Annotated in this window: 17 protein-coding genes and 1 pseudogene; 4 read left to right on the top strand and 14 right to left on the bottom strand. The window is 72.6% G+C overall.

Annotated elements, in window-relative coordinates; translation table 11 throughout:
* The 3 genes from AC2H4J_RS05960 to AC2H4J_RS05950 are packed head-to-tail and all read right to left on the bottom strand — an operon-like array spanning position 1 to position 3067.
* Positions 1-981, bottom strand: coding sequence for a sugar phosphate isomerase/epimerase family protein (locus AC2H4J_RS05960; RefSeq protein WP_487463927.1), 981 nt, complete (start codon positions 979-981; stop codon positions 1-3).
* The gene (locus AC2H4J_RS05955) at positions 978-2171 is read right to left on the bottom strand and encodes an ABC transporter ATP-binding protein (RefSeq protein WP_487463926.1); all 1194 of its coding nucleotides are present in this window, start codon (positions 2169-2171) and stop codon (positions 978-980) included. Before AC2H4J_RS05955 ends, AC2H4J_RS05960 begins: the two co-directional genes overlap by 4 nt.
* Positions 2171-3067: a thioredoxin family protein gene (locus tag AC2H4J_RS05950; protein WP_487463925.1), complete on the bottom strand. Its 897-nt coding sequence runs from the start codon at positions 3065-3067 to the stop codon at positions 2171-2173. Before AC2H4J_RS05950 ends, AC2H4J_RS05955 begins: the two co-directional genes overlap by 1 nt.
* 244 nt (positions 3068-3311) lie before the next feature.
* Between AC2H4J_RS05950 and AC2H4J_RS05945 the strand changes: the two genes are divergently transcribed.
* The gene (locus AC2H4J_RS05945) at positions 3312-3695 is read left to right on the top strand and encodes a C-glycoside deglycosidase beta subunit domain-containing protein (RefSeq protein ID WP_487463924.1); all 384 of its coding nucleotides are present in this window, start codon (positions 3312-3314) and stop codon (positions 3693-3695) included.
* Positions 3692-4675: a sugar phosphate isomerase/epimerase family protein gene (locus tag AC2H4J_RS05940; RefSeq protein WP_487463923.1), complete on the top strand. Its 984-nt coding sequence runs from the start codon at positions 3692-3694 to the stop codon at positions 4673-4675. The genes AC2H4J_RS05945 and AC2H4J_RS05940 overlap by 4 nt, the downstream gene beginning before the upstream one ends.
* Here AC2H4J_RS05940 and mug read toward each other — a convergent pair.
* The 3 genes and pseudogenes from mug to AC2H4J_RS05925 form a co-directional block, all read right to left on the bottom strand.
* Positions 4672-5187, bottom strand: a complete 516-nt coding sequence (mug, locus tag AC2H4J_RS05935) for a G/U mismatch-specific DNA glycosylase (RefSeq protein ID WP_487463922.1) — start codon at positions 5185-5187, stop codon at positions 4672-4674. The genes AC2H4J_RS05940 and mug overlap by 4 nt on opposite strands.
* A 270-nt stretch (positions 5188-5457) precedes the next feature.
* A complete protein-coding gene (locus tag AC2H4J_RS05930; RefSeq protein WP_487464352.1) occupies positions 5458-6150 on the bottom strand; it encodes a fibronectin type III-like domain-contianing protein in 693 nt (230 codons plus the stop codon).
* Positions 6151-7593 (bottom strand): annotated as a pseudogene (locus AC2H4J_RS05925) (glycoside hydrolase family 3 C-terminal domain-containing protein); the annotation flags it as partial.
* A 226-nt stretch (positions 7594-7819) separates the two neighbouring features.
* Here AC2H4J_RS05925 and AC2H4J_RS05920 point away from each other — a divergent pair.
* Together AC2H4J_RS05920 and AC2H4J_RS05915 are read left to right on the top strand one after the other, a co-directional pair.
* On the top strand, positions 7820-8416 hold the full coding sequence (locus AC2H4J_RS05920) for a TetR/AcrR family transcriptional regulator (RefSeq protein ID WP_487463921.1): 597 nt from the start codon (positions 7820-7822) through the stop codon (positions 8414-8416).
* A 52-nt stretch (positions 8417-8468) separates the two neighbouring features.
* A complete protein-coding gene (locus AC2H4J_RS05915) occupies positions 8469-10124 on the top strand; it encodes an MDR family MFS transporter (RefSeq protein ID WP_487463920.1) in 1656 nt (551 codons plus the stop codon).
* Here the strand turns inward: AC2H4J_RS05915 and AC2H4J_RS05910 are convergent.
* The 8 genes from AC2H4J_RS05910 to AC2H4J_RS05875 all read right to left on the bottom strand — a co-directional run bounded on the left by AC2H4J_RS05910 (position 10121) and on the right by AC2H4J_RS05875 (position 24065).
* Positions 10121-11002, bottom strand: a complete 882-nt coding sequence (locus tag AC2H4J_RS05910) for an LLM class flavin-dependent oxidoreductase (RefSeq protein WP_487463919.1) — start codon at positions 11000-11002, stop codon at positions 10121-10123. The two genes, AC2H4J_RS05915 and AC2H4J_RS05910, sit on opposite strands and share 4 nt — an antisense overlap.
* Before the next feature lie 14 nt (positions 11003-11016).
* On the bottom strand, positions 11017-12033 hold the full coding sequence (locus AC2H4J_RS05905; RefSeq protein WP_487463918.1) for a zinc-dependent alcohol dehydrogenase family protein: 1017 nt from the start codon (positions 12031-12033) through the stop codon (positions 11017-11019).
* A gap of 64 nt (positions 12034-12097) precedes the next feature.
* Positions 12098-13084, bottom strand: a complete 987-nt coding sequence (locus AC2H4J_RS05900; protein ID WP_487463917.1) for a Gfo/Idh/MocA family protein — start codon at positions 13082-13084, stop codon at positions 12098-12100.
* Positions 13081-15486: a glycoside hydrolase family 2 TIM barrel-domain containing protein gene (locus tag AC2H4J_RS05895; protein ID WP_487463916.1), complete on the bottom strand. Its 2406-nt coding sequence runs from the start codon at positions 15484-15486 to the stop codon at positions 13081-13083. Before AC2H4J_RS05895 ends, AC2H4J_RS05900 begins: the two co-directional genes overlap by 4 nt.
* Positions 15483-18110, bottom strand: coding sequence for a family 78 glycoside hydrolase catalytic domain (locus AC2H4J_RS05890; RefSeq protein ID WP_487463915.1), 2628 nt, complete (start codon positions 18108-18110; stop codon positions 15483-15485). Before AC2H4J_RS05890 ends, AC2H4J_RS05895 begins: the two co-directional genes overlap by 4 nt.
* Complete coding sequence (locus tag AC2H4J_RS05885) at positions 18107-19018, bottom strand: alpha/beta hydrolase fold domain-containing protein (protein ID WP_487463914.1); 912 nt, start codon at positions 19016-19018, stop codon at positions 18107-18109. The genes AC2H4J_RS05890 and AC2H4J_RS05885 overlap by 4 nt, the downstream gene beginning before the upstream one ends.
* Entirely contained in the window at positions 19015-21654 is a 2640-nt protein-coding gene (locus AC2H4J_RS05880) for a family 78 glycoside hydrolase catalytic domain (protein ID WP_487463913.1), read from the bottom strand. The genes AC2H4J_RS05885 and AC2H4J_RS05880 overlap by 4 nt, the downstream gene beginning before the upstream one ends.
* A complete protein-coding gene (locus AC2H4J_RS05875) occupies positions 21651-24065 on the bottom strand; it encodes a glycoside hydrolase family 3 C-terminal domain-containing protein (protein ID WP_487463912.1) in 2415 nt (804 codons plus the stop codon). The genes AC2H4J_RS05880 and AC2H4J_RS05875 overlap by 4 nt, the downstream gene beginning before the upstream one ends.
* Between the last annotated feature and the right edge of the window lie 8 nt (positions 24066-24073).

The following is a 24073-nucleotide window of genomic DNA, read 5'->3' as shown; positions in this document are numbered from 1 at the left end:
CTACACCTCTTCCCCGAGCAGGCGCGCGAACAGGGCGTGCTGCCGCCTCACCTGCTCGACGCTGTCGACCGGGAACGCGTCCTGGATGTGCCGGTTGCCCTCGTACTCGCTGGACAGGTAGCCGTCGAACCCGCCCTCCACGAGCACGGGCACGATCTCGTCGTAGGGGATCGAGTACTCGACTCCCTCGTCGGTCATCTCGTAGAACTTCGCCTGGATGTGCCCGATCAGCGGTAGGTGCTCGAGCATCGAGCGCGGGTCGGTCCAGATGTAGTGCGTCGCCTGGCGGGCCAGACCGATCTCGGCCGGACCGCCGTGGCGGTAGTTCATGATGTCCATCAGGGCATGGGTGTCGCCGTGGTCGTCATACGTCTTGACGATGTAGTCGACGAGCTTCGGGTCGGCGCCGTCGCGGATCGCCCGGTCGCTGACCACGCGCGGGAACCGCTTCACGAAGGTGCCCATGTCGGGCATCAGGCCCAGCGCCGGCGACTGCGTCCGGTGCATCACCTCGAGGTGCTCGAGGATCCACGGGTGCCCGTAGTGGAACGGCGCGTGAACCTCGAGCAGGAGCCGGACACCCCTCTCCTCGGCGTAGGGCGCCGCGCCCTCCATCACCTCGGGCGGGGTGTTGATGATCGCCCGGATGATCCGCGCGCCCAGCTTCACCGCGATGTCGATGTCCCGGTGAACCGAGGCGATCTGCTCCTCGAGCGTCAGCCACCTGTCGGGGTGGAGCTTCGTGTCGAGGAAGAGGTCGGTGGCGACCGGCGTCGTCCCGTACTTGTCCATCCAGCCGAACCAGGTGTCGACGAACTCGTCGGAGACGCGCGGGAACCCGGGGATCGACTGCTCGGGGATGATCTCGATGCCCCGGGCGCCGAAGGCGGCCGATTCGCGGATGCAGTCCTCGAGGGACAACGTCCGCAGGAAGTACTCGTCCTGGTACGAGTAGAGACTGACGCCCCGCTTGACGGTCATCGCGCGCCCCGGGTGAGCGCGTCGCCGGTGGCCGGGTCGAAGAAGTGCAGCGACGACGGCGACAGGGCGAACTCCGCGCGGGTGCCCTCGCGGACGGCGGTCGTCCCGGGCAGGCGGGCGTTGAGCACCGAGCCCTTGCCGAGGGCGCGCAGCTCGTCCACCGCAGCGGCGTCGACGTCCTTGGCGATCTCCAGCGTGGCGTCGGTGATTACCTGCTCGGCGTCGATCCGCAGGTGGACCAGCTTCTCCGGCGGCACGTTCTCGACCAGCTGCACGTCGGCGACCAGGCGCGGCCACGACGGGTCGGCGACGGCGGCGTCGCGCAGGCTCTCCGGGCGCAGCCCCAGGGCCACCGGGACGGCGTCCCCGGCGAGCGACGGGAGGCCGTCGAGGGCCCCGGCCGGCAGCGGCAGCCGCTGGGAGCCGACAAGGAGCTCGGACCCGCGGACGATCGTCGCGCTCACCACGTTCATGGGCGGCGAGCCGATGAACTCGGCGACGAAGAGGTTCGCCGGGGAGTCGTACAGCTCCTCGGGCGTACCCAGCTGCTGCAGGACACCCTTGCGCAGGACGGCGATGCGGTCACCCATGGTCATCGCCTCGACCTGGTCGTGGGTGACGTAGAGGGTCGTCGTCGCGTACTCGCGCTGCAGCGCGCGGATCTCGGCGCGCATCTGGCCGCGCAGCTTGGCGTCGAGGTTCGACAGCGGCTCGTCCATGAGGAACGCCTGCGGGCTGCGGACGATCGCCCGGCCCATCGCGACGCGCTGCCGCTGGCCGCCGGAGAGTGCCTTCGGCTTGCGGTGCAGGTACTCGGTCAGGCCGAGGGACTCCGCCGCCCTCTCGACCCGCGTCGTGATCTCCTGCTTGGACATCTTCGCGCAGGTCAGGGGGAAGGCGATGTTGTCGCGCACGGTCATGTGCGGGTACAGCGCGTAGTTCTGGAAGACCATCGCGATGTCACGGTCGGCCGGGGCCACCGCGTTCACCACCCGGTCACCGATGAGCAGCTGCCCGCCGGAGATCTCCTCGAGCCCGGCCGCCATGCGCAGCGCTGTCGTCTTGCCACAGCCCGAGGGCCCCACGAGGACGAGGAACTCGCCGTCCTCGATGGACAGGTCGAGGTCGGAGACGGCCTGCGTGCCGTCCGGGTAGCGCTTGACGATGCGTTCGTAGGTGATCGACGCCATCAGGACTCCTGCTTCGAGGGTTTGCGGGGGTCCACCCAGCCGGGCAGGTCCCAGGGGCGGGCGAGGGCGTCGCGGAGACGCTCGCCCAGTTCGGTGGCGGCCGGCAGGGGCGAGCTCCGGCCGTCGCGGTCGTAGACCCGGCAGGTCAGCGCGGGCGCCGAACCGGTCGGGAACAGGTCGCGCAGGCCGACGGCGAAGGTGGGCGATCCCGGGAAGCCCAGGCGCTCGGCCTCCTCGCGGGTGCGCACCTGGCGCTCCACGACGTACACGTCTGCCCGGCCCATCTCCGCGAGCGTGTCGCGGAGCAGGTCGGCCGCCTGGCGGTGCGTGGGGCAGCCGTCCCACCAGAGCAGCTCGACCCGCCACTTCATCGAGCAGCCCGCAGGCGAGGTGGCGGGGCGGCGGACGTCGCGGCCGGCCAGCACGTCGTCCAGCGCCTCCCGAAGCCAGTCCGCGGACTGGGCCGGGTCGTCGTGGTCGGCGTCGGGTGCGCCGTGGTACCGGACGATCCCCTCGCGGTCGACGACGAACACCTCGGGCGTCGCGGTGGCGCCGTAGGCCTGGGCCGCCGTCTGCTCGGCGTCGCGGAGGAACGGGCCCGCGAGCTCACCGGCGGCGACGCGGGCCCGCATGGACTCCAGGGAATCCTCGGCGTGGTCGGTGTCGTCGTTGCTGACGACCTGGAGCACGACGACGCCGCGGCCTGCGTAGTCGCGGGCGACCTGCTGGATGCGGTCGTGCCAGGCGCGGGCGAACGGGCAGCCGCTCGCCGTGAAGACGACGACGGAGGCGACGTGGTCCGCGGGCTCCAACTGCACGTAGCCGCCGTCGGCGGCGGGCAGGGTGAAGAGCGGGGCACGATCGCCGACGCCGAGCCGGATGGTCGACCCGGTCACGACGTGCACGGGACGCCGATGATGCCGGCACGGACGCGAGCGGTCATCAGGACCTCCAGGACTCGGCGTGGTCGCGGCCACAGTGGGTTCGGTTCCATACTTCTGTCGACTGCCGGAGGAAGTCAACGCGTCGCGGACACATCAATGCTGATGCCCGTCATAGCCCTCGATGATGACCCGACCATTCAGTCCCGATCTCGACATTTTGTTGCCTATCAGCAGAAATGCCGTGTAGACAGGCGCCGTGTTCGCCCGCCACCTGCTCGAGTCCGCGAGGTTCGAGGAGGACGTCCTCCGGCTCGCCGTCCGCCTGAACTGGTACCGCTCGGTGCCCCTGTCGTGCGTGGAACGCCTGGAGATCGACCTCGACGGCGAACTCCTCGATGCCGACCGCACGATCGTGGAGTTGCACGGGGTTCGGGTGCCGGCGGCCGATCTGACCGCGCAGGACGAGCGCTGGTGGTCCGTCCTCGACGCGGCGACCGTGCGGGTGGTCCTCGAGGCGCCGCCGGCCGCGGGTCCGCACGCGGTGGGTCTGGTGATCGGGACGCGCATCCCCTACCTGGTCAGCCCCAGCGGTGACGCGGCCGTGATCGTGGACCGGGCACGCTCGGAGGTCGCGCGATGACCACCCCCCGGCTGGGCGTCATGCTGTTCAGCCTCGGCGGCCTGTTCTGGCAACGCCGGCTCACCCTGACCGGCTGCCTCGAGCAGGTCGCCTCCCTGGGGCCGGACCAGGGCATCGAACTGGTGGGCGCGCAGAGCCTGCGCTCCTATCCGCACGTCTCCGAGAACGAGGTCCGCGAGTTCCGCGCGGCGGTCGACCGGACCGGAGTCGTCCCGGTGTCCTATTGCGCCTATCTGGAGCCGGCGCGCTCGTCGTCGAAGATCCTGTGCCCGCTCGAGTCGGTGGATCTGGTCGAGGCCGAGGTCGACCTCGCCCGCCGGCTGGGCTTTCCGATGATGCGGATCAACACGGCGACGCCGGAGGTGCTGCCGGCCCTCGCCCGACTGGCCGACCACACCCGCATGGCGGTGGTGGTCGAGCTGGCCACCGAGCCCCGCACCGACCCGGCCGTCGCCGCCCTCGTCGAGGAGCTGGACCGGCTCGCCTGCCCGCATCTGGGCCTCATCCAGGACTTCAGCGCGTTCGTCCAGGCGATCCCGGCGCCCTACCTGGCCGACGCCGAGGCGGGCGGCACCCCGGCGGCCGCCCTGCGGGTGATGACGCAGGCGTGGTCCGCGGGCCGCCCCGTCGCAGAGGCGGTGGACGAGGTGCTAGCACTACCGGGCCTCGCGCCCGACGAACGTGGCCTCTCGGTGCAGACGGCGCACATCGCCTACGCCCTGTTCCGGGCCGGCGATCCGGACGGGCTCCGCGACGTGCTTCCCCACCTGCGGCACGTGCAGGCGAAGTTCTTCGCCCTCGGCGCCGACGACGCCGAACCGTGCATCCCGTACCCGGAACTGGTCGCGGTCCTTCGGGACGGTGGATACACCGAGCGGATCCACAGCGAGTTCGAGGGCTTCCTGTGGGACGACCACCTCGACGCGGTCGACCAGATCGCCCGCCAGCAGCGCGAGCTCGTCCGGCTCTGGAACCGCTAAGCGGGCCGTAGCTCGGCGTACGCCCGCGCGAGGTCGTGCAGCTGGTGGCGGGCGTTGAGCCCGCTCGGGTTGGGGGCCACCCACGTCGTGACGCCACCGATGCGCTCCGGCTGCAGGCCCACCGTGGCATGGGGACGTTCGAACGCCGCGCGCCAGGCGGTGACGCCGAGGACTGCCAGGACGCGGGGCCGGAAACGGGTCACCAACTCGGCCAGTTCGGCAGCGCCCTCCCTGAGCTCCGCCACGCCGAGTTCGGCGGCCGCCCGCGTCGGCCGCGCGACGACGTTGGTGACGCCGAGCCCGTACTGCAGGAGCTCGCGGTCCTCCTCCGGGGCCAGCCGCCGCGGGGTGAGGCCGGCCAGGTGCAGCGCCGGCCAGAAACGGTTGCCCGGCCTCGCGAAGTGATGACCCCGCTCGGCCGACATCAGGGAGGGGTTGATCCCGCAGAACAGGATGTCGAGCCCCGGCGCGATGATGTCGGACAGCGGCTTGCCCGGGGCGCCCTCGGTCACCTTGGCGAGCCTGGCAGATACGAGAGCGGAGCTGACACCCGGGAGGGCGGCACGGCCCCGGCGCGGGGACTTCACGACCACGCCGGGGCCGGTGTGCGGCGCTGTGCCCCGGGGTGGGCCGGCCGAAACGGAGTACGACGGGCGGAGGTTCCGCAACAGATGTCCATGACGTCTGCTGCGACGTTTTGGTGGGCGACAGCTCCACCCGGGTTCCCCCAGGGCCGCGCCCGGCGACAGCATGCAGCCGAACACCGGCCGGCGCAATGATCTCTAGAGCGTCCGTTCCTCTCGTGCTGCAGCGGCGACGGCGATCAGCCGCTCCAGTTCCCCGACGGGGACGAACTCGCCCATGTCGGCCAGGAACCGGCGCATCGGCATGGAGCCGACCATCGTCATCAGCAGCGAGGTGTCGCCACCCGCCTCGGCCACCGCGGCGGGCATGCCGGCCCGGAACAGCCGCAGCATGTCGGCGCCGGTCACCGGGTGGCCGAACCACTCGCCGACCGAGGAGTCGAAGGTGAGCCTCGGGACGAGCCGGTCCCCCGCCAGCGTGAGCACCGTCTCGGCGACGACGTCCATCGCGCTGGCCCCGATCTGGACGGCGTACTCCCCCGGCGCGACGACCCAGCCGCCCTCCCGCACGTCGTAGTACGCGAACGCTCTGCGCTCGAGGTCGAACCTCACCGTCCGCGACTCGCCCGGCTCGAGCGCCACCTTGGCGAAGGAGCGCAGCTCGCGCGCGGGCCGGCGCACCGGGCCCGCGGTCGTGGCGACGTACACCTGGACGACGTGCTTGCCCGCCCGGTCGCCGGTGTTGGTCACGGTCACCGAGACGCGGGCCGTGTCCGGTCCGGTCGCCGCGACGGTCAGGTCCGTCGTGGCGAAGGTGGTGTAGCTCAGGCCGTGCCCGAAGACGTAGCGGACGGGCCGGTCCAGCGTCGTGTAGCCGCGGTAGCCGACCATCACGCCCTCGCCGTAGCGGACGTGCCCCTGCTCGCCGGGGAAGCTCAGGAACGAGGGGGTGTCCTCCAGCCGCAACGGGATCGTCTCCGCCAGGTGCCCCGACGGGTTGACCACGCCGAACAGCACGTCGGCGAGCGCGCCCCCGCCGGCCTGCCCGAGCAGGAACCCCTCGACGACAGCGTCGACGTCGTCGTGCCAGTCGTCCAGCGTGACGACCCCGCCGTTGGAGAGGACGACCACGGTGCGTGCCGCGACCTCGGCGACCGCGCGGACCAGGTGCGCCTGGGCCTCCGGGATCTCGAGCGTCTCGCGGTCGAAGCCCTCGGACTCCTCGGCGTCGCCCAGCCCGGCGAAGACCACGGCGACGTCGGCACCGCGGGCCAGCTCGACCGCCTCGGCGCGCAGGGCCCCGGCGTCCCCGGAGCCGTCGAGGGTGAACCCGGGCGCGAACGTCGCCGACGGGGCCAGCGCCCGGACGGCGTCCAGCGCGGACTCGACCCGCGTGGCGTTGACGTTGGAGCTGCCGCCGCCCTGGAACCGCGGCGTCCGGGCGAACTCGCCGATGACGGCCACCCGGGCGGTCGGGGCGAGCGGCAAGGTCCCGTTCTCGTTCTTCAGCAGCACGACGCAGTCGGCGGCGAGCTCCCGGGCCAGCGCGGCGTGCGCCTCGACGTCGAAGCCGTCGGCGGGTTCGCGCACGTAGCGCGCCAGGGCGGCCACCCGCCGGGCACTCGTGTCGACGAGCGACTCGTCGATCTCCCCGGCCCGGACACCCTCGATCGCGCGCCGGTCACCCGCACCGCGATCACCGGGCATCTGCAGGTCGAGCCCGGCGGCCAGCGCCGCGACCCGGTCCTCGACCGCACCCCAGTCGGAGACCACCACCCCGTCGAAGCCCCATTCGTCGCGCAGCACCTCCGTGAGCAGCCAGCGGTTCTCGGCGGCGTACACGCCGTTGATCCGGTTGTAGGCGCACATCACCGCACCCGGGCGTCCCTCGGTGACGACCCGCTCGAAGGCGGGCAGGTAGATCTCGCGCAATGTCCGCTCGTCGACGTCGACGCTGACCCGCATGCGCTCGGTCTCCTGGTTGTTGGCCGCGAAGTGCTTGACCGACGCGCCGACCCCCTACGCCTCCTGTCCCCGGACGTGCGCCGTCGCGAGCACCCCGGCCAGCAGGGGGTCCTCGGAGTAGTACTCGAAGTTGCGTCCGCACAGCGGCGAACGCTTGATGTTGACACCCGGCCCGAGCACCACGTGCACGCCCAGCGCCTGTGCCTCGCGGCCGATCGCCGTCCCGATGCGCTCGGCGAGCTCCGGGTCCCAGCTGGACGCGACGGCGACCGCCGGCGGGAAGCACGTGGCCGGGAGCCCCTCGAAGAAGCCGACCGCGTCGAAGTCCGCGGCCTGCCGGCGAACCCCGTGCGGCCCGTCGCAGAGCACGACGGCGCGGAGGCCGACGGAGGGCACCGGTTCGGTCGTCCAGAAGTTGGCGCCCGAGAGCAGCGAGGCCTTCTCCTCCAGCGACAGTGAGGCCAGGTCAGGAGTCACGGCGACAGCCTGCCGGAACGCCGGAGACTCGGATGCATGGGGCCGCGCCTCGCAGCCCGACGCGCCGTGCAGTCCCAGCAAGTTTGCAGGGACTGCAAGTTTCTGCGATCATGGCCAGGTGACCTCGGGCCTGCGTGAGCGCAAGAAGCTCGCCACGCGGCTGGCGCTGCACCAGGCGGCTCTGCAGCTCGTCGCCGAGCGCGGGCTCGAGCACGTCTCCGTCGACGACATCACCGCGCGCGCCGACGTCTCGCCGCGCACCTTCTTCAACTACTTCTCTTCCAAGGACGACGCCGTCCTCGGCCTGGACCCCGAGGCGATGCACCGCCAGGTGCGAGCCCTCCGCGACCGACCGGTGGACGAGCCGCCGGTGGAGGCGCTGCGCTCGGTGACCATGGAGCAGGCCGAAGAGATGGCCGGCGAGACCGAGCTGTGGCCGCTGCGCCTCACCGTCATCGATGCGCATCCCGTACTCGTCGGCCGACTCGCCGCCATGTTCGGGGAGTCCGAGCGGGTGCTGGCCGCGGCGATCGCCGAGCGCACGGGCACCCGGGTCGGCGCAGACGTGTATCCCACACTCCTGGCGGGGGTGGCCGGCGTCGCGATGCGAACGGCTCTGCACCGCTGGCTCGCGACCGACTTCACCGCCTCCCTCCCCCACCTCGTCGACGAGGCGTGGGACGCACTTCGGGCCGGGCTCCCCGCCCCGAAGTGACCCGGCGCCGCGCACCCGCGGCACCGGGCCGGTACGACCCCTGGAGTTCCCCGTGCAGGCCCCGCTGTCCGTCAGCCCACCGCCGATCGTCCTGACCCGGCGGCGGGTGAACCTCATCTTCTCCGCGCTGCTCGCCGGCATGCTCATGGCAGCCCTCGACCAGACGATCGTCTCCACGGCGATGCCCACCATCGTCGGCGACCTGGGCGGCGTCTCCCACATGGCGTGGATGACCACCGCCTATCTGCTGGCCACCACACTGGTCATGCCGATCTACGGCAAGTTCGGCGATCTGTGGGGCCGCCGCAACCTGTTCCTGATCGCGATCGGGCTGTTCACGCTCGCCAGCCTGGGCGCGGCGCTGTCGCCGGACTTCACCTGGCTGGTCGTCTGGCGCGGCGTCCAGGGCCTGGGCGGCGGTGGCCTGATGATCCTGTCGCAGGCGATCATCGCCGACATCGTCCCCGCCCGGGAGCGGGCCAAGTTCATGGCCCCGATCGGCGCCCTGTTCGGCCTGTCAGCCGTCGCCGGGCCCCTGGTCGGCGGCTTCCTCACCGACTCGGCGGCGCTGGGCTGGCAGTGGTGCTTCTGGGTCAACGTCCCGGTGGGGCTCGCCGCCTTCACGATCGGCTGGTTCGCCCTCACCCTGCCCCGCAAGCGCAGCACGACGCCGCTGGACTACGCCGGCATCGCCGCGCTCTCGGCGACCACCACGTCGCTGATCCTGTTCACCGACTTCGGCGGCAGCGACGGCTGGGCCGCCGGCCGGACGCTGGCCATGCTCGTCCTCTTCGTCGTCTCGGTCATCGCCTTCGTGCTCATCGAGCGGCGCGCGACGGAGCCGATCATCCCGCTGAGCCTCTTCCGCAACCGCACGTTCGTCGTCGCCACCTCGCTGGGCCTGGCTGTCGGGCTCGGCATGTTCTCCGCGATCGCGTTCATGCCGACCTTCCTGCAGATGAGCTCGGGTCTCTCGGCGGCGAACTCGGGTCTGCTCATGCTGCCGATGACCGCCGGCATCATCCTCACGATCCAGAGCTCCGCCGGCTTCATCCAGCGGACCGGCCGCTACAAGATCTTCACCGTCGCCGGCGTGGCCGTGATCCTGGCGGCGCTGGTCTGGCTGACGTCCCTCTCCGGGTCCACGTCGCTGTGGACGGTCGGCGCGATGTTCTTCGTACTCGGCGCCGGGCTCGGCCTGATCATGCAGAACGTGGTCCTCGCCGCGCAGAACGCCGTCTCGGCCGACCAGATCGGCACCGCCACCTCGACGAACAACTACTTCCGCGAGGTGGGCGCCACCCTCGGTGTCGCGATCTTCGGGACGCTGTTCACCAGCCGGCTGGCCGACAACCTGGTCTCCGCGCTCACGAGCCACGCGCAGCAGGCCGTGCAGGCGGGCATCACCTCCCCGGAGACGTTGGTCCCGTCGGCCGTGAAGGCCGCCGGTGAGCCCCTGCGGACTGCGATCGTCGACGCCTACGCGAACTCCCTCGCCCCGGTGTTCTGGTACCTCGTGCCGATCCTCGCGGTTGCCCTGGTGCTGGCGATCTTCCTCAAGGAGATCCCGCTCTCCGAGCACGCGGGCATGGTCGCCCGCGGCGAGGCGGTGGAGTCCGAGGAGGAGCTCGCCGCCCTCATGACGATGTCCGACCCCACGGCGACCGTGCCGGTGGTGGTGCGGGACGAGGACGGCGTCTCCGTCTAGCGCCCCGGCAGGCCGTGCTCTTCGCAGACGAAGGGCACGGCCTGCGCCGGGACGCCGCGCCCGTCGGGTCGCGGCCAGTGGACGCCGACCTCGGCGACTCCGAGCTCCGTGAGGCGTCCCAGGACGTCCAGGTAGCGCTCGCGGCTCTGGAAGGGCCAGCGCACCTCCAGGCCGAACAGCACCGTCCGGCGCAGGTCCGACGCGCCGCGGCCCTCCCGTTCCAGCGCCTCGGTCAACCGGCGGCTCTGGTGGCCCACGGCGGCGAACCACTCGTCGGCTCCGACGTCGGCGCCGTACGGGCCGTAGGTGACCCAGGCCGAGCCCAGGCGCGCCGCCAGCGACAGCGCCCGGGGACCGGTCGCGGCCACCGTGAACGGCACCCGCGGCTGCTGCACGCAGCCCGGGAGCTGGTGGGCGTCGACCGCTCGGTACCAGGTCCCCTCGATCGTCGAGACCGGCTCGCGAAGCAACCGGTCCAGCGTCGACAGCCACTCGGCGAACCGGTCCGCCCGCTCGGCAAGCGTCAGCGCCTCACCGCCCAGCACCCGGGCGTCGGGCCCTTCGGTGCCGGCGCCGACGCCGACCTCGAGCCGGCCGCCGGTGAGCTGGTCGAGGGTCATCAGCTCCTTGGCGAACGGCGCCGGATGGCGGAAGTTCGGCGTCGCGACCAGGGTGCCCAGTCGCACGCGTTCCGTCCGGACCGCCGCCGCGGCGAGCAGGGGCACCGCGCCGAACCAGGGGCCGCCGGCCAGCAGCGGCCAGGTCAGGTGGTCGTAGGTCCAGACCGTGCGCACGCCCGCGCGCTCCGCGTCGAGCACGTCGTCGAGGAACGTCGAGATCGGGAAACGGTCCGGGAGAACGACAGCCGACAGGTCCACGGTGACTCCTGGCCTCACGGCCGCAACAGGGCCTTGATGGCGCGCCGCTCGTCCATCGCGCGGTAGCCCTCGGCGACGTCGTCCAGAGGCAGGTCGAGGTCGAAGACCCGGCCGGGATCGATCTCCCCGCGCAGGGTCGCGTCGATCAGGTCCGGCAGGAACCGGCGCACCGGCGCAGGGCCCCCGTGCAGCCGCACCATCGTCGTGAAGAGGGTGCGGCCGCTGACCTCGACCCCGTGCGGCACCCCGACGAAGCCGACGCCTCCGCCGGCCCGGGTCGAGCGGATGGCCTGCGACATGGCCTCTCCTGTACCGACGCACTCCAGGACGGCCTCCGCGCCCACCCCGTCGGTCAGGTCCTTGATCCGCTCCACGGCCTCGTCCCCGCGCTCGGGCACGATGTCGGTGGCACCGAACTCGGTGGCCAGCTTCTGCCGCGGCTCGTGCCGGCTCATCGCGATGATCCGCTCGGCGCCCATCTGCCGCGCCGACAGCACCCCGAGCAGGCCGACGGCGCCGTCGCCCACGACGGCGACCGTCATGCCGGGCTGCACTCCGGCGGCGACGGCGGCGAACCAGCCGGTGCCCATCACGTCGGAGAGGGTGAGCAGGCTCGGGAGCAGCTGCGGATCCGGCTGGTCGGGTGTCGCGACGAGCGTGCCGTCGGCGTGCGGCACGCGCAGCAGCTCGGCCTGGGCGCCGGTCATGCCGACCCGGTGCGCGCACGCGCTCTGGTAGCCGGCCCGGCAGTGCGGGCAGGTGTTGTCGGAGGCGATGAACGAGCCGATCACGAACTGCCCGGGCCGGACGGATGTCACCTCCGACCCGACCTCCTCGACCACGCCGCAGTACTCGTGGCCGATCGGCGTCGGTTCGCTCACCTCGTTGATGCCGCGGTAGGGCCAGAGGTCCGACCCGCAGACGCAGGTCGCCGACATCCGGATGATCGCGTCGGTCGGCTCGACGATCTCCGGATCGGGCAGTTGCTCGATGCGGACGTCGCCGGGGGCGTGCAGCACAGCTCCGCGCACGGTGCGGTTCCTCTCGGTCGAGATGCGGGGTGGTCCCCCGGGTGTATCCCGGCGCGGCGCCCGACTACCGCAGACTGCCAGCCCCCTGCACGGTCAGCTGCCGGCGGACCTCGTCCATCGTCTTGAGGACGTCGATCGTGTCGCGCAGCGGCCGGAGCGGGTGCTCGAGCAGCCCGTCCCCGATGGCCTCGCAGACCGCCCGGAACATCGGCACGTAGCCGGCGCCCTCGATCTCCACGGCCTCGGTGCGCGACTCCATGTCCGGCCACTGCACGACGCGGAAGGAGCCGGTGGCGAAGAACGGCGCGTCGAAGGAGACGATCCCCTCGGTGCCGCCGATCGAGGCGACCGGGTTCACCGGGCCGGCCAGCGACGTCAGCGCGTGCGCGAAGCGGCCGTCGCCGTAGCCGAGCAGCACCGACGCGGTGACGTCCAGCCCGTCGGGGCGGATCGCCCCCGTGGCCTCCAGGGTGTCCGGCGGCCCGAGCACCAGGTCGGCGAGGGTGAGGGGGTAGACGCCCATGTCGAGCAGCGCGCCGCCGCCCAGCTCGGGCCGCCAGATGTTCGCCGTCCGCGGGAACGGGATGCCGAACCCGGCCTGGACGCTGAGCACGTCGCCGATCGCCCCGTCGTCCAGCTCGCGGAGCATGAGGTTGATCGCCGGGTTGAAGCGCATCCACATCGCCTCCATCAGGAAGCGCCCCTGCTGCGCGGCCAGGGCGGCGAGCGCCCGCGCCTCGGCAGCGGTCGTGGTGAACGCCTTCTCGACCAGCACGTGCTTGCCGGCCAGCAGCGCGCGCCGCGCGAGCTCCGCGTGGGTGGCGATCGGCGTCCCGATGTAGACGACGTCGATGTCGTCGTCGGCGAACAGCGAGTCGTAGTCGCCGTAGGCCCGGGGCAGCTCGAACTCCGCGGCGAACGCCGACGCGTTCTCGATCGTCCGCGACGCCACGGCCAGGAGGTCGAGGTCGTCGGTCAGGTGCAGGTCACCGGCCGTCGTCCGGCTGATCCCGCCGGTGCCGACCACCGCCCAGCCCAGCCTCCGGCTCACCGCGCCTCGACCGTCACCGCCACATCTTCGCAGCCGCCTGCCGAGGCGGTCACCGTGATCGTCCCGGGGCCGGTCGGACGGACGACTGCCAGCGCGCGGCCGTCGAAGGTGGTGTGGACGTCGTCGAGGTAGGACTCCTCGGTGGACGGGGCGGCACTGCCGAAGCCGGCCAGCACGCCCGGCCCGTCGATGACGACGGTCACCTCGCGGTCGAGCCCGAGGAACACCGCGCCGTCCGCGTCCTGGAGAGCGATCTCCACGTACGCCAGGTCGGTGCCGTCGGTCCTGATCACCGGACGATCCGCGACGGCAGCCAGCCCGACCGGGCCCACCGCCGACCGCAGCACGTGCCGCCCCGTTTCCGCGCCGCCGGTTCGCGCGACCGCGGTCAGCTCGCCGGGCTCGCAGGTCACCAAGAACTCCGCGCGGAAACGGTTCTGCTCGCCCGCCTTCGCCGTCCCCAGCGACCGTCCGTCCAGGACCAGCTCGACCTCGTCGGCGTCGCTGTACACCTCGACGGTGACTGCGCTGCCCTCCGCGCCCGTCCAGCACCACGAACCCACGACGTCGTTCCACGCCCACGGCGTCTTCGACAGCTCGCGGCCGTGCCGCTCCGGCCGGTGGACGGCGATGTACGGGTCGGTGCGCAGGCCGAAGACGATCTCCCGGTAGTAGGACGCCGGGCGGCGGTGGCCGGTGATGTCGATGTCGCCGACGTGCGCCAGCAGCCACGGGTAGGGCGCCCCGAACTGCCCGGCCGTGGGGTCGTCGGCGAACGTCACCCGGCCGACGCCCGCCTCGCCGAGGTAGTCCCAGCCGGTCCAGGTGAAGTCGCCGATCACGTGCGGGTTGTCCCGCACCAGCCGCCAGAGCCGGTCGATCTTGCCGGAGAAGGTCTCCGTGCCGACGATCACCCGCCGGGGGAACAGCTCGCGGTCGACCTCGTAGCGGGCCTCCATGTAGTTCATCCCCGCGGCGTCGAGGACGTCGTAGGACTCCTCGGTGCGCCGCGCGACCAGCTCCGACGCCGACAGCTCGTCCATGAACTCGGCCATGTCGCTGAGCATCGTGTTGATGCCCGCCTGCTCGCGCTCCGCCGTGGCCTCGCCGATCACCGCGAGCATCGCGTTGATGCCGTTGGTGACGAACCGGGTGCCGTCGAGGGCGCGCACCTTCTCGGCCAGCCGCCGCGACCAGACGCCGCCGTGCGGCTTGCCCACCTCGGGGATCTCGTTGCCGATCGAGTACAGGACGACGCTGGGGTGGTTGCGGTCCTTGCGCACCATCGCCTCGACGTCGCGCTCCCACCACCGCGGGAAGTCGAGAGCCGCGTCGAAGTCCGTCTTGCTCTCGGTCCACATGTCGGTGAGCTCGTCCATCACCAGGACGCCCTCGCGATCGCAGGCGTCGAGCATGGCCCGGCTCATCGGGTTGTGCGCGCTGCGCAGTGCGTTGAAGCCCGCGGCCTTCAGCAGCTGGACGCGCCTCTCCTCGGCACGGGCGATCGTCGCCGCGCCCAGCACGCCGTTGTCCGAGTGGACGCAGGCGCCCCGCAGCTTCACGGGCTCTCCGTTGATCCGCAGCCCGCGCTGGGGGTCCAGCGACAGGCTGCGGATGCCGAACGTCTCCTCGGCGTCGTCGGTCACGGTGTGCCCGTCGACCAGGGAGACCGACGCGGTGTACAGAACCGGGCTGTCGACGCTCCACAGCGCCGGAGCCCGCACGAGGACTCGCTGGCGGACGACGGCCGGCTCGCCGGGCAGCACGGTGACCGGCGACGCGGCCGTCGCGACGACGGCGCCGGTGGCATCCCGGATCTCGGTCGCCACACGCCGGGAGGCGAGGCCCCGGCCGTCGTGCTCGACGGTCGTCGCCACCTCGACCACGGCGGCTTCGGCGTCCACGTCCCTGGTCGTGACGACGACGCCGTCGAGCGCGATGTGCACGAGGTCGGCGACGACCAGGTGGACGGGCCGATGGATGCCGGCGCCGGAGTACCAGCGGGAGTCCTGGTGGGCGCGGCAGACGACGCGCACCTCGTTGTCCTCGCCGTAGCGGAGGTGGGTGTCGAGGTCGACGGTGAAGTCGGTGTAGCCGGAGGCCCACTGGCCGGCCAGGCTGCCGTTCACGTAGACGCTGGCCGACCGGTAGACGCCCTCGAAGTCCAGGAGCACCCGTCTGTCGCGGTACTCCTCCGGCACGGGGAACGTCTTCCGGTACTCGTACACGCCGCTCGGCACATATCCGGTGCCGGAGCCGGCGGCCGGGTCGCGGTCACGTCCCAGTGCGGCGTCGTGCGGCAGGGTGACAGACCGCCATGGCTCGGCGACGCCGATCATCTCCAGGAAGAAGCTGGCGTGCGGCCGGGTCTCCCAGCCGTCGTCGAACGACATGCGTCTCATGACTCGTGCACCGAGAAGTCGGGCAGCTGCGGTTTCTCGACCGGCTTCGGCTCATCGATGGTCGCGCTGAACGAGTGCCGGCCGGAGCCGACGCCGACCGGCGCGGAACCGTCGGGAAGGGCGATCTCGGCCGTCGTGTTCGGCGGCACGGTGACGTCGAGGGAGAACTCCGTCCCGCCGTCGAGCGACCACGAGACCGCCGCCGTCCCGTACGGGGTCTCGTGGGTGGCGGCGGCCGACGTGATCCCCGGCCCGGGTCGCGGGGCGACGCGCAGCGCCCGGTATCCGGGCGCTCCGGGCGCCAGGCCGGCGACCGTGCGGTGCAGCCAGTCCGCCACCGCGCCGTAGGCGTAGTGGTTGAAGGACGTCATCTCGCCCTCGTTGATCGAGCCATCGGGCAGCATGGAGTCCCAGCGCTCCCAGACGGTCGTGGCGCCCATGGTCACCGGGTACAGCCACGACGGGTTCTCCCGCTGCAGCAGCAGCTCGTACGCGCTCGCGACGGCCCCGGCGTTCACCAGTGCGTCGGTGACGAACGGCGTGCCCAGGAATCCGGTGCCGATGTGCCAGCGGTCGTTCGCCACCTGCTCGGCGAGGAGCGCGCCGGCGTGCTCGCGCTGCTCCGGGAGGAGGAGATCGCACTCGAGCGCCAGGGCGTAGGCGGTCTGCGCCGGGTAGGCGAGGCGGCCGTTGGGCGAGACGAACTCGGCCCGGAAGCGCACTGTCACCCGATCGGCGAGCGCGCTGTACCGGCCGCCGTCGTGGCCGAGGACCTCGGCGGCCCGCGCCATGATCCGCGCCGAGCGGGCGAGGTAGGCGGTGGCCACGAGCGGCCACGGCGTGCGAGCGGCTCCCGGCTGGTCCGGCGGCGCGGCCGGGTCGAGCCAGTCGCCGAGCATGAACGGCACCCCGGCGAAGTCCAGCGCCTCCCCCGCGGCCGCCGTGAAGGCGTCCAGCCAGGCGGTCATGCTGGGCCACTGGTCGGTCAGGAGCTGCGCGTCGCCGTGCGTCTCGTACAAGGTCCACGGGACGACGACGGCCGCGTCGCCCCAGCCCGCCTCTGCCGACAGCGGGAACGGCATCAGCGGGATCCACGGCACGTACAGCGGCACCAGGCCGTCGAGGTCCTCGAGCTGCTCGACCGCGAGATCGGCCAACCAGGAGCGCAGCATGCCGGCGGTGTCGTAGAGGAACGCCGCCGTCGACACGAACGCCTCGAGGTCACCGGTCCAGCCCAGCCGCTCGTCGCGCTGCGGGCAGTCGGTGGGCAGGTCGACGAAGTTTCCGCGCATCCCCCAGACGACGTTCTCGTGCAGCTTCGTCACGTCGGGGTCGGAGCAGGTGAACGTGCCGGTGCGGCGGAGGTCGGTGTGCACGACGACGGCCTCGAGGTCGGCGGCACGCAGCTCGCCCGGCCATCCGTCGACCTCCGCGTAACGGAAGCCGTGGAAGGTGAACCGCGGCTCCCACGTCCGCGGCCCCGTGCCGTCCAGCACGATGACGTCGGTGGCGTCAGCCTTGCGCAACGGCCGCACCCCGAGCTCGCCGTGCTCGAGCACCTCGGCATGCCGAACGGTGATCTCGGTGCCGGCCGGGCCGTCGGGCAGCGAGAACCGGATCCGGCCCACCAGGTTCTGGCCGAAGTCGACCAGCGTCCTGCCCGACGGAGAGGTGATGATCTCCCGGACCGGGAGCGTCTGCGTGCGGCGCACCGGCGGCCCGCTCGGCGCGACCAGGGTCGCCGGGTCGAGCGGCCCGATCTCCACCGGCGTCCAGTCGCCGTCGTCGAAGCCCGCCGACGACCAGCCGGCGAGCTCGCGCCGGAAGTCGATCGTCTCGCCCTTGTAGATGTCGGCCCGCGTCTCGGGACCGATCGTCGAGCGCCACGCGCTGTCGGTGGTGACGACCGTGCGCGTGCCGTCCGGGTGGTCGACCTCCAGCTGCAGGAAGGCCCCGGTGCGGTCGCCGTACAGGTGCCGCTTGCCGGTGAATCCCAGGTGGCCGCGGTACCAGCCGTCGGCGAGGGTGACCCCCAGCGCGTGGGTGCCCTCGGACACCAGGTCGGTGACGTCGTAGGTCTGGTAGCGCAGTCGGTGCCGGTAGCTGGTCCAGCCGGGTGCGAGGACCTGGTCGCCCACCGCCGTCCCGTCGATCTCGGCCTCGTACACGCCGTGGGCCGTGGCGTAGAGCCGGGCGCCTGCCACCGGTTTGTCCAGCGTGAACTCGCGGCGCAGCAGGGTCACCGGCTCGCCGGCTCCCCCGGGCGCGGGCAGGAGCGGCTCGACCAGCTGGGCCTTCCAGTCGGAGGCGGCGAGCAGGCCCGCCTCGACGACCACGTCCTCGCTCCAGGCCGACGGCTCGGTGTTCCCTTCGCCCCACACGCGGACGCGCACTGTGCGCCGCTCGCGGCTGGTCAGCGGCGGCGCGCCCCAGGCGACGAGCACCGACTCGGCGGAGTCGATGCGACCCGACGACCAGTCGCCGATCTCCAGTTCGTAGGCGGCCTGCCGCCAGCCGGACAGGTCGGTGTCGATGACCCAGGACAGCCGCGGGGTCGTCTCGCCGATCCCGAGCGGCTCCCGATGGTGCTCGACGGTGACGGGCCGGACGGTCAGGTCGCTCACTTCAGGGCCTTTGCGAGGTAGTCGACGGAGAGCTGGACGACCGCGTCGATGTCCGCGCAGCCGTCGAAGATGTGCTCTGCGCCCTCGACGGGAACCAGCCGCGACTCCACGCCGGCGGACGTCAGGGCGGCGTGCAGCTGCTCGCTCTGGCTGAACGGCACCAGCCAGTCAGCGGTGCCGTGGACGAGCAGGAAGGGCGGCGCCTGCGGTGTCACGTGGGTGATGGGGCTCGCGTCGGCGCGTGTCACGGCGTCCGCCCCTCTGAGCAGGAAATCCTCCGGCGGGGTGGCGAACTCCGGCGGCAGCTTCTCGGCGATGTGCGGGGGTGGCGTCGCCCGCGGCATGGTCGTGAGGTCGGAGACGCCGTACCAGTCGACGGCGGCGTCGACCGCGCTCGACGTCCCCACGACGCCCTGGGAGCCCTCGAGGTCGGCCCGGTGGGCGGTCAGTGCGACCAGTGCCGCGAGGTGACCGCCCGCCGATTCGCCGGCCACGCCCACCCGGGACGCGTCGACGCCCAGGGCGTCCGCGTGCGCCCGCAGGTAGCGGACGGCGGCCTTCGCGTCGTGCAGCTGAGCGGGGAAAGGCGCCTCGAGGGCGTGCCGGTAGTCGATGGTCGCGACGGCGAGCCCGGCCTCCAGCAGCGCGTCGAACAGCTGGTCCGGACGCAGGGTCTCGGGCAGGTACCGGCGGTCGCCGCCCATCCAGGCCCCACCGTGGATCCAGACCACCAGCGGGCTCCTGGTCTCCTCGGAGGGCACCCAGAGATCCAGCTGCAGGGGGCGGTAGCCGACGGGCGCGGCGTAGGTCAGCCCGCTGTAGTGCAGGGCGCCGTCATCCCTGCGGAGCGGCTCGTGCGGCGGCAGGAACCGGGGCGGACCCGCCCATTCGGTGGTCACGTCGGTCACGAGAAGTCCTCCAGAACGTAGGTGTGCTCGCCCGCCGGGGCGGTGGACGTGGCGCCGTCGGGCAGGACGACCGATGCCTCCGTACCGGCCGGGACGACGACCCGCAGGTGCAGGGCGCCGCCCTCGATCCGCCAGGCCGACTCGATCCGGCCGTACGGGGACTCGAGGGCTGCCTCGGCGGACGTGAGCCCGCCGCCGGGACGCGGCCGTACCCGGAAGCGCCGGTAGGCGGGCTCGACCAGCTCGATGCCTGCGGTGTACCGGTGCAGGAACGAGATGACCGCGCCCTTGGAGTAGTGGTTGAGCGACTCGTACGGCACGCCGTCGGCCGAGACCCCGTTCCACCGCTCCCAGACCGTGGTCGCGCCGCGGTCGACCATGACCAGCCACGACGGCTCGCTGTCCTGCAGCAGCAGCTCGTAGGCGACGTCCAGGTGGCCGGCGTCCGCCAGCACCGGCAGCAGGTACGGGGTGGCCAGGAAGCCGGTGCCCAGGTGGGTGCCGGCCTTGCGGATCAGCTCGACGAGCCGGTCGGCCACCGCCGGCCGGAGCTCGTCGGGCACCAGGCCGAAGGCCAGCGCCCGCACGTGGTTGGCCTGGGTGTCGGTGGTGAGCCGGCCGTCGGCGTCGACGTACTCGGCCTGCCAGGCGGCCCGCGCGTTCGCGCTCAGCTCCGCGTACCGGGCGGCGTCCTCGTCCTTGCCGAGAAGCACCGCGATCCGCGCCATGAGGCCGGCGCAGTACGCGAAGTACGCCGTCGCCACCTCGCCCTTGTCCGCGGCGACGAACGCCCCGAAGTCGGGGATCTCCTGGCCCGGAACGAGCCACTCGCCCCAGTGGAAGCCGGTGTCGACCAGGTACCGCTCGTGCGGGGCCGCCTCCGGGCGGCGCGCCGCCCGGGCGGGATGCCGCTGGTCACGAGCCATCCGCTCGTAGCGGTCCAGCCAGCGGACCATCGTCGGCCACAGCTCGTCCAGGACCTCGACGTCGCCGTACGCGCGGTAGAGCTCCCACGGCACGGTCACCGCGGCGTCGCCCCAGCCGGCCGACCCGTTGAGGAAGGCGATCGGGCCCTCCCGACCCTCGGCCCGGGTGCTCGGGCTCAGGTTCGCGATCGTGCCGTCGGGCCACTGGTCGACGGCGACGTCGCGCAGCCACTTCAGCGAGAAACCGGCGACGTCGAAGAGGAAGGCAGCGGTGGGCACGAACAGCTGCCAGTCGCCCACCCACGGGCCCCGCTCGCGGTGCGGGCAGTCGGTCGGCACGTCGCAGGCGTTGTCCCGCAGGCTCCACACGGCGGCCTCGTGGAAGCGGTCGATGCGCTCGTCGCTGGAGGAGAACCAGCCGGTGCGCCGCAGGTCGGTGTGGACGACGACGCCGCGGACGTCGTCCTGCGTCAGGTCGTCGGGGTGGCCCTCGATGCGCACGTACTGGAAGCCGTGCGTCGTCCGCCGGGGTTCGAAGACCTCGCCCGGCACGCCGAACGAGACCACCGAGTCGACCTGGCCGGCCGGCAACGGCTCGGGCAGGAACGGCACCGCGGGCTTCAGGTGGTCGGTCGTGACGTCGGCGTCGGGCCCCAGCCACTCGCCGTGGGTGAGCGTGACCGTGGTGCCGGCCGGACCCAGATCGGTCAACCGCACCCAGCCGTTGATGTTCTGGCCGAGGTCGACGATCTGCCGGTGCTCGTCGAGGCGGGTGACCGAGACCGGCACCAGCTCCTCGACCCGACGCACGGGTGGCGCGGGCGAGTCGACCAGCCCGGCGAAGCCGTGCTCGACGATCGCGACGTCGTCCCAGTGCTCGTCGTCGAAGCCGGGGGCGTCCCAGCCACGCTCGAGGCGGGTGAGGTCCCAGCGCTCGCCGGCGATCAGGTCGGCGGCGGCGACGTGGCCGGTGCTGCTGCGCCAGCCGGGACCGGTGCCGACGACGGTCCCGCTGCCGTCGTCGTGCGTCAGATGCAGCTGGGCGAGGACCGCCAGCCGGTCGCCCCACTGCCCGGCGGCCCGGGTGACGCCCGTCTGCCCGCGGAACCAGCCGTCGGCCAGGATCACGGCGAGCGCGTTGCGTCCGGTCGCGACCGAGGCAGTGACGTCGATCGTCTGCACCTGCAGCCGGACGTCGTACTGGGTCCAGCCCGGCGTCAGCTCCGCGTCCCCCACGCGGTCGCCGTTGAGGAACGCCTCGTAGATGCCCTGGGCGGTCGCGTGCAGGCGCGCCGACACCACCGGCCGGTCCACGTCGAACTCGAACCGCAGCAGCGCAGCAGGCCGCTCCCCCGCCGGTCCGTCCGGCATGACGCCGGGCTCCACCCAGGAGGCGTCCCAGTCCTCCGCCCAGAGCAGCCCGGTCTCGAACCAGGCCGGCTCCGACAGCGAGGTCTCCCCGAGGTCGGTGCGCACCTGCACCCGCCACTCGACCGGCTGCGAGGAGGCCAGCGGCGGTCCGGCGTACGGCACGAGCAGCTGCTGATGGCTCTCGACCCAGCCGGTGTCCCAGCCGCTGTCGGTGGTGATCCGGTAGGCCTGCTGTTCGCGCGCACCATCGGGCAGTCGCCAGGAGAGGCGCGGTGCCGTCGTCCGGATCCCGAGCGCCTGGTGGAGGTGCTCCACCCGCAGACCGTGCGGAACGGTCACAACGCCACCGTGGTCGAGGCGGCGGGGCGTCCGGCGCTGGGTCCGGTGGCGAGGGTCAGCTCCCCGGGTTCGACGGCCCAGCCGCCGTCCCAGTGCCGCAGCGCGCGCGGCGAGATCTCGACGGGCACCTCCACGGTCTCGCCGGGCCGCGCGGTCACGACGGCGAACCCGGCCAGCCAGCGCACCGGGCGCTCGACCCCGGAGTCGGGGCGGGACGCGTACACCTGCACGACCTGCTTGCCCGCGCGGTCGCCGGTGTTGCGCAGCCGCACCGTCGCAGAGGTGGCGTCCGTCGCCTCGATCGACTCCCAGGCCCAGGTCGTGTAGCCGAGGCCGTGGCCGAACCAGAACGCCGGCTCGGTGCCGTCGCGGAGGTATGCCCGGTGACCGATGTGCAGACCCTCGGCGTACTCCAGCCGGCCGTCGGCGGGGGTCACGTCCAGCACCGGGACGTCGGCCATCCCGGTGGGCCAGGTCGTGGGCAGCCGGCCGCCGGGCTCGGCGGCGCCGAGCAGGACGTCGGCCAGCGCGTTGCCGAACTCCATGCCGGGGAACCACGAGACCAGGACGGCGGACACGTCGTCCCGCCACGGCAGCTCCACCGGGGAGCCGGAGTTGACGACCACCACGGTGCGCGGGTTGGCAGCGGCCACTGCCCGAACCAGCTCGTCCTGCCGCCCCGGGAGGGTCAGCGTGGTGCGGTCGAAGCCCTCGCTCTCCACCGTGTCGGAGGTACCGACGACGACCACCGCGACGTCACTGGTGCGCGCCAGCTCGACGGCGTGCGCCAGCTCCTCGTCGGCCGGGCGCGTGGGCGCCCCCACCACGAAGCCGACCCGGAAGATGAAGCCGTTCTCGGGCCAGCGGTAGCGGATCGCCACGTCGACCCGCTGTCCGGAGCGCAGCGGGGCGGAGGTCGCGTGCTGCGGCGGCGACTGGAACATCTGGTGGACGTCGAAGACCTCCGGGTCCTCGGTCTCGTCCAGCACGGTCTCGCCGTCCAGGGCGAGCGCGACCCTGCCCAGACCCACGACGCCGAGTCGCCAGTCGCCGTCCTCGTCGGGCACGAAGCCGGTGCGCACCTCGAGCTGGGTGGCGCCGTCGGGAACGCTGTCGAGCAACCGGATGATCGTGGCGGTGCCGGCCGGCTGCTCGGCGACCGTCGCGCCGTCGGCGTCCAGCCAGCGCAGCGTGACCGCGGCGTCGTCCCCTCCGGCCAGCTCGTCTGCCCGCGCGGCCCGCAACGACTCCGACAGCGTCGCGCCGACGGCCGTGACCACCTCGGCCCGGCCGTCCAGCGCCGCGCGGATGCCGGCGAACGGCGTGATGACGTAGGGCAGCGGCACGCTGGCCGAGCCGCCGCCGAGGGCGCGGGCGTCCTTGGCCCCCGGGCCCACGACCGCCACCCGCTGCAGGCGGTCGGTCGCCAGCGGCAGGACGCCGTCGTTGCGCAGGAGTACGGCGGCCGCCGCAGCCGCCTCGCGGCCCAACGGCGCGGCGTCCTCGATCCGGCCGGCGGCCGGCTTGCGGTCCCTTACCCCGATCCCGTCGAGCGCGCCCGCGCGCGCCGCCAGCCGCAGGATGCGGCGCACCTTCTCGTCGATCGCCGCCTCGGACACCCGGCCGTCGCGGACCGCCTCGACCAGCGGTTCGCGCCACTGCGCCTCGGGCCCGGGCATGGTCAGATCCAGCGCGGCCCGCGCCGCCGGCTCCCCGTGGTACGTGGCACCCCAGTCGGAGACGACGACGCCGTCGAAGCCCCACTCGCCCTTGAGCGGCTCGGCGAGCAGGTCGTTCTCGGTCATCGGTGTGCCGTTCACGCCGTTGTAGGCGGCCATGACCATCCACGGCTGCGCGTCGGAGACCACCGCTTCGAACGGGGCCAGGTACAGCTCGCGCAGCGTCCGCTCGTCCACCCGGCTGTCGACGGTGAAGCGGTCGGTCTCGGCGTCGTTGGCGACGTAGTGCTTGGGACATGCGCCGATCCCTCGCTCCTGGACGCCGCGCACGTAGGCGGTCGCGAGCCGGCCCGACAGCAGTGGGTCCTCGGAGAAGCACTCGAAGTGCCGGCCGCCCAGCGGCGAGCGGTGCAGATTGATGGTGGGCCCGAGGACGACGTCGACTCCTTTGCGCACCGCCTCGGCGGCGAGCCGGCCGCCGATCCGGTGCAGCAGCTCCTCGTCCCACGTGGCTGCCATCGCCGATCCCGAGGGGAACGCGGCGGACGGCTCCAGCTCGGTGTCCGTGCCGCCGCGAACGCCCACCGGCCCGTCCGAGACGGTCAGCGGGCGCAGGCCGATCTCCGGAGCCGCCTCGAGCGTCCACGCGCCCGCGCCCGAGAGAAGTCGGACCTTCGTCTCCAGGTCGAGCTTCCCCAGAAGAGCGTCGAGGTCGGCATCGGACGAGGACATGGTTCTCC

Source organism: Blastococcus sp. OS1-29, assembly GCF_057628075.1.
This window is presented reverse-complemented; position numbering and strand designations above follow the sequence as displayed.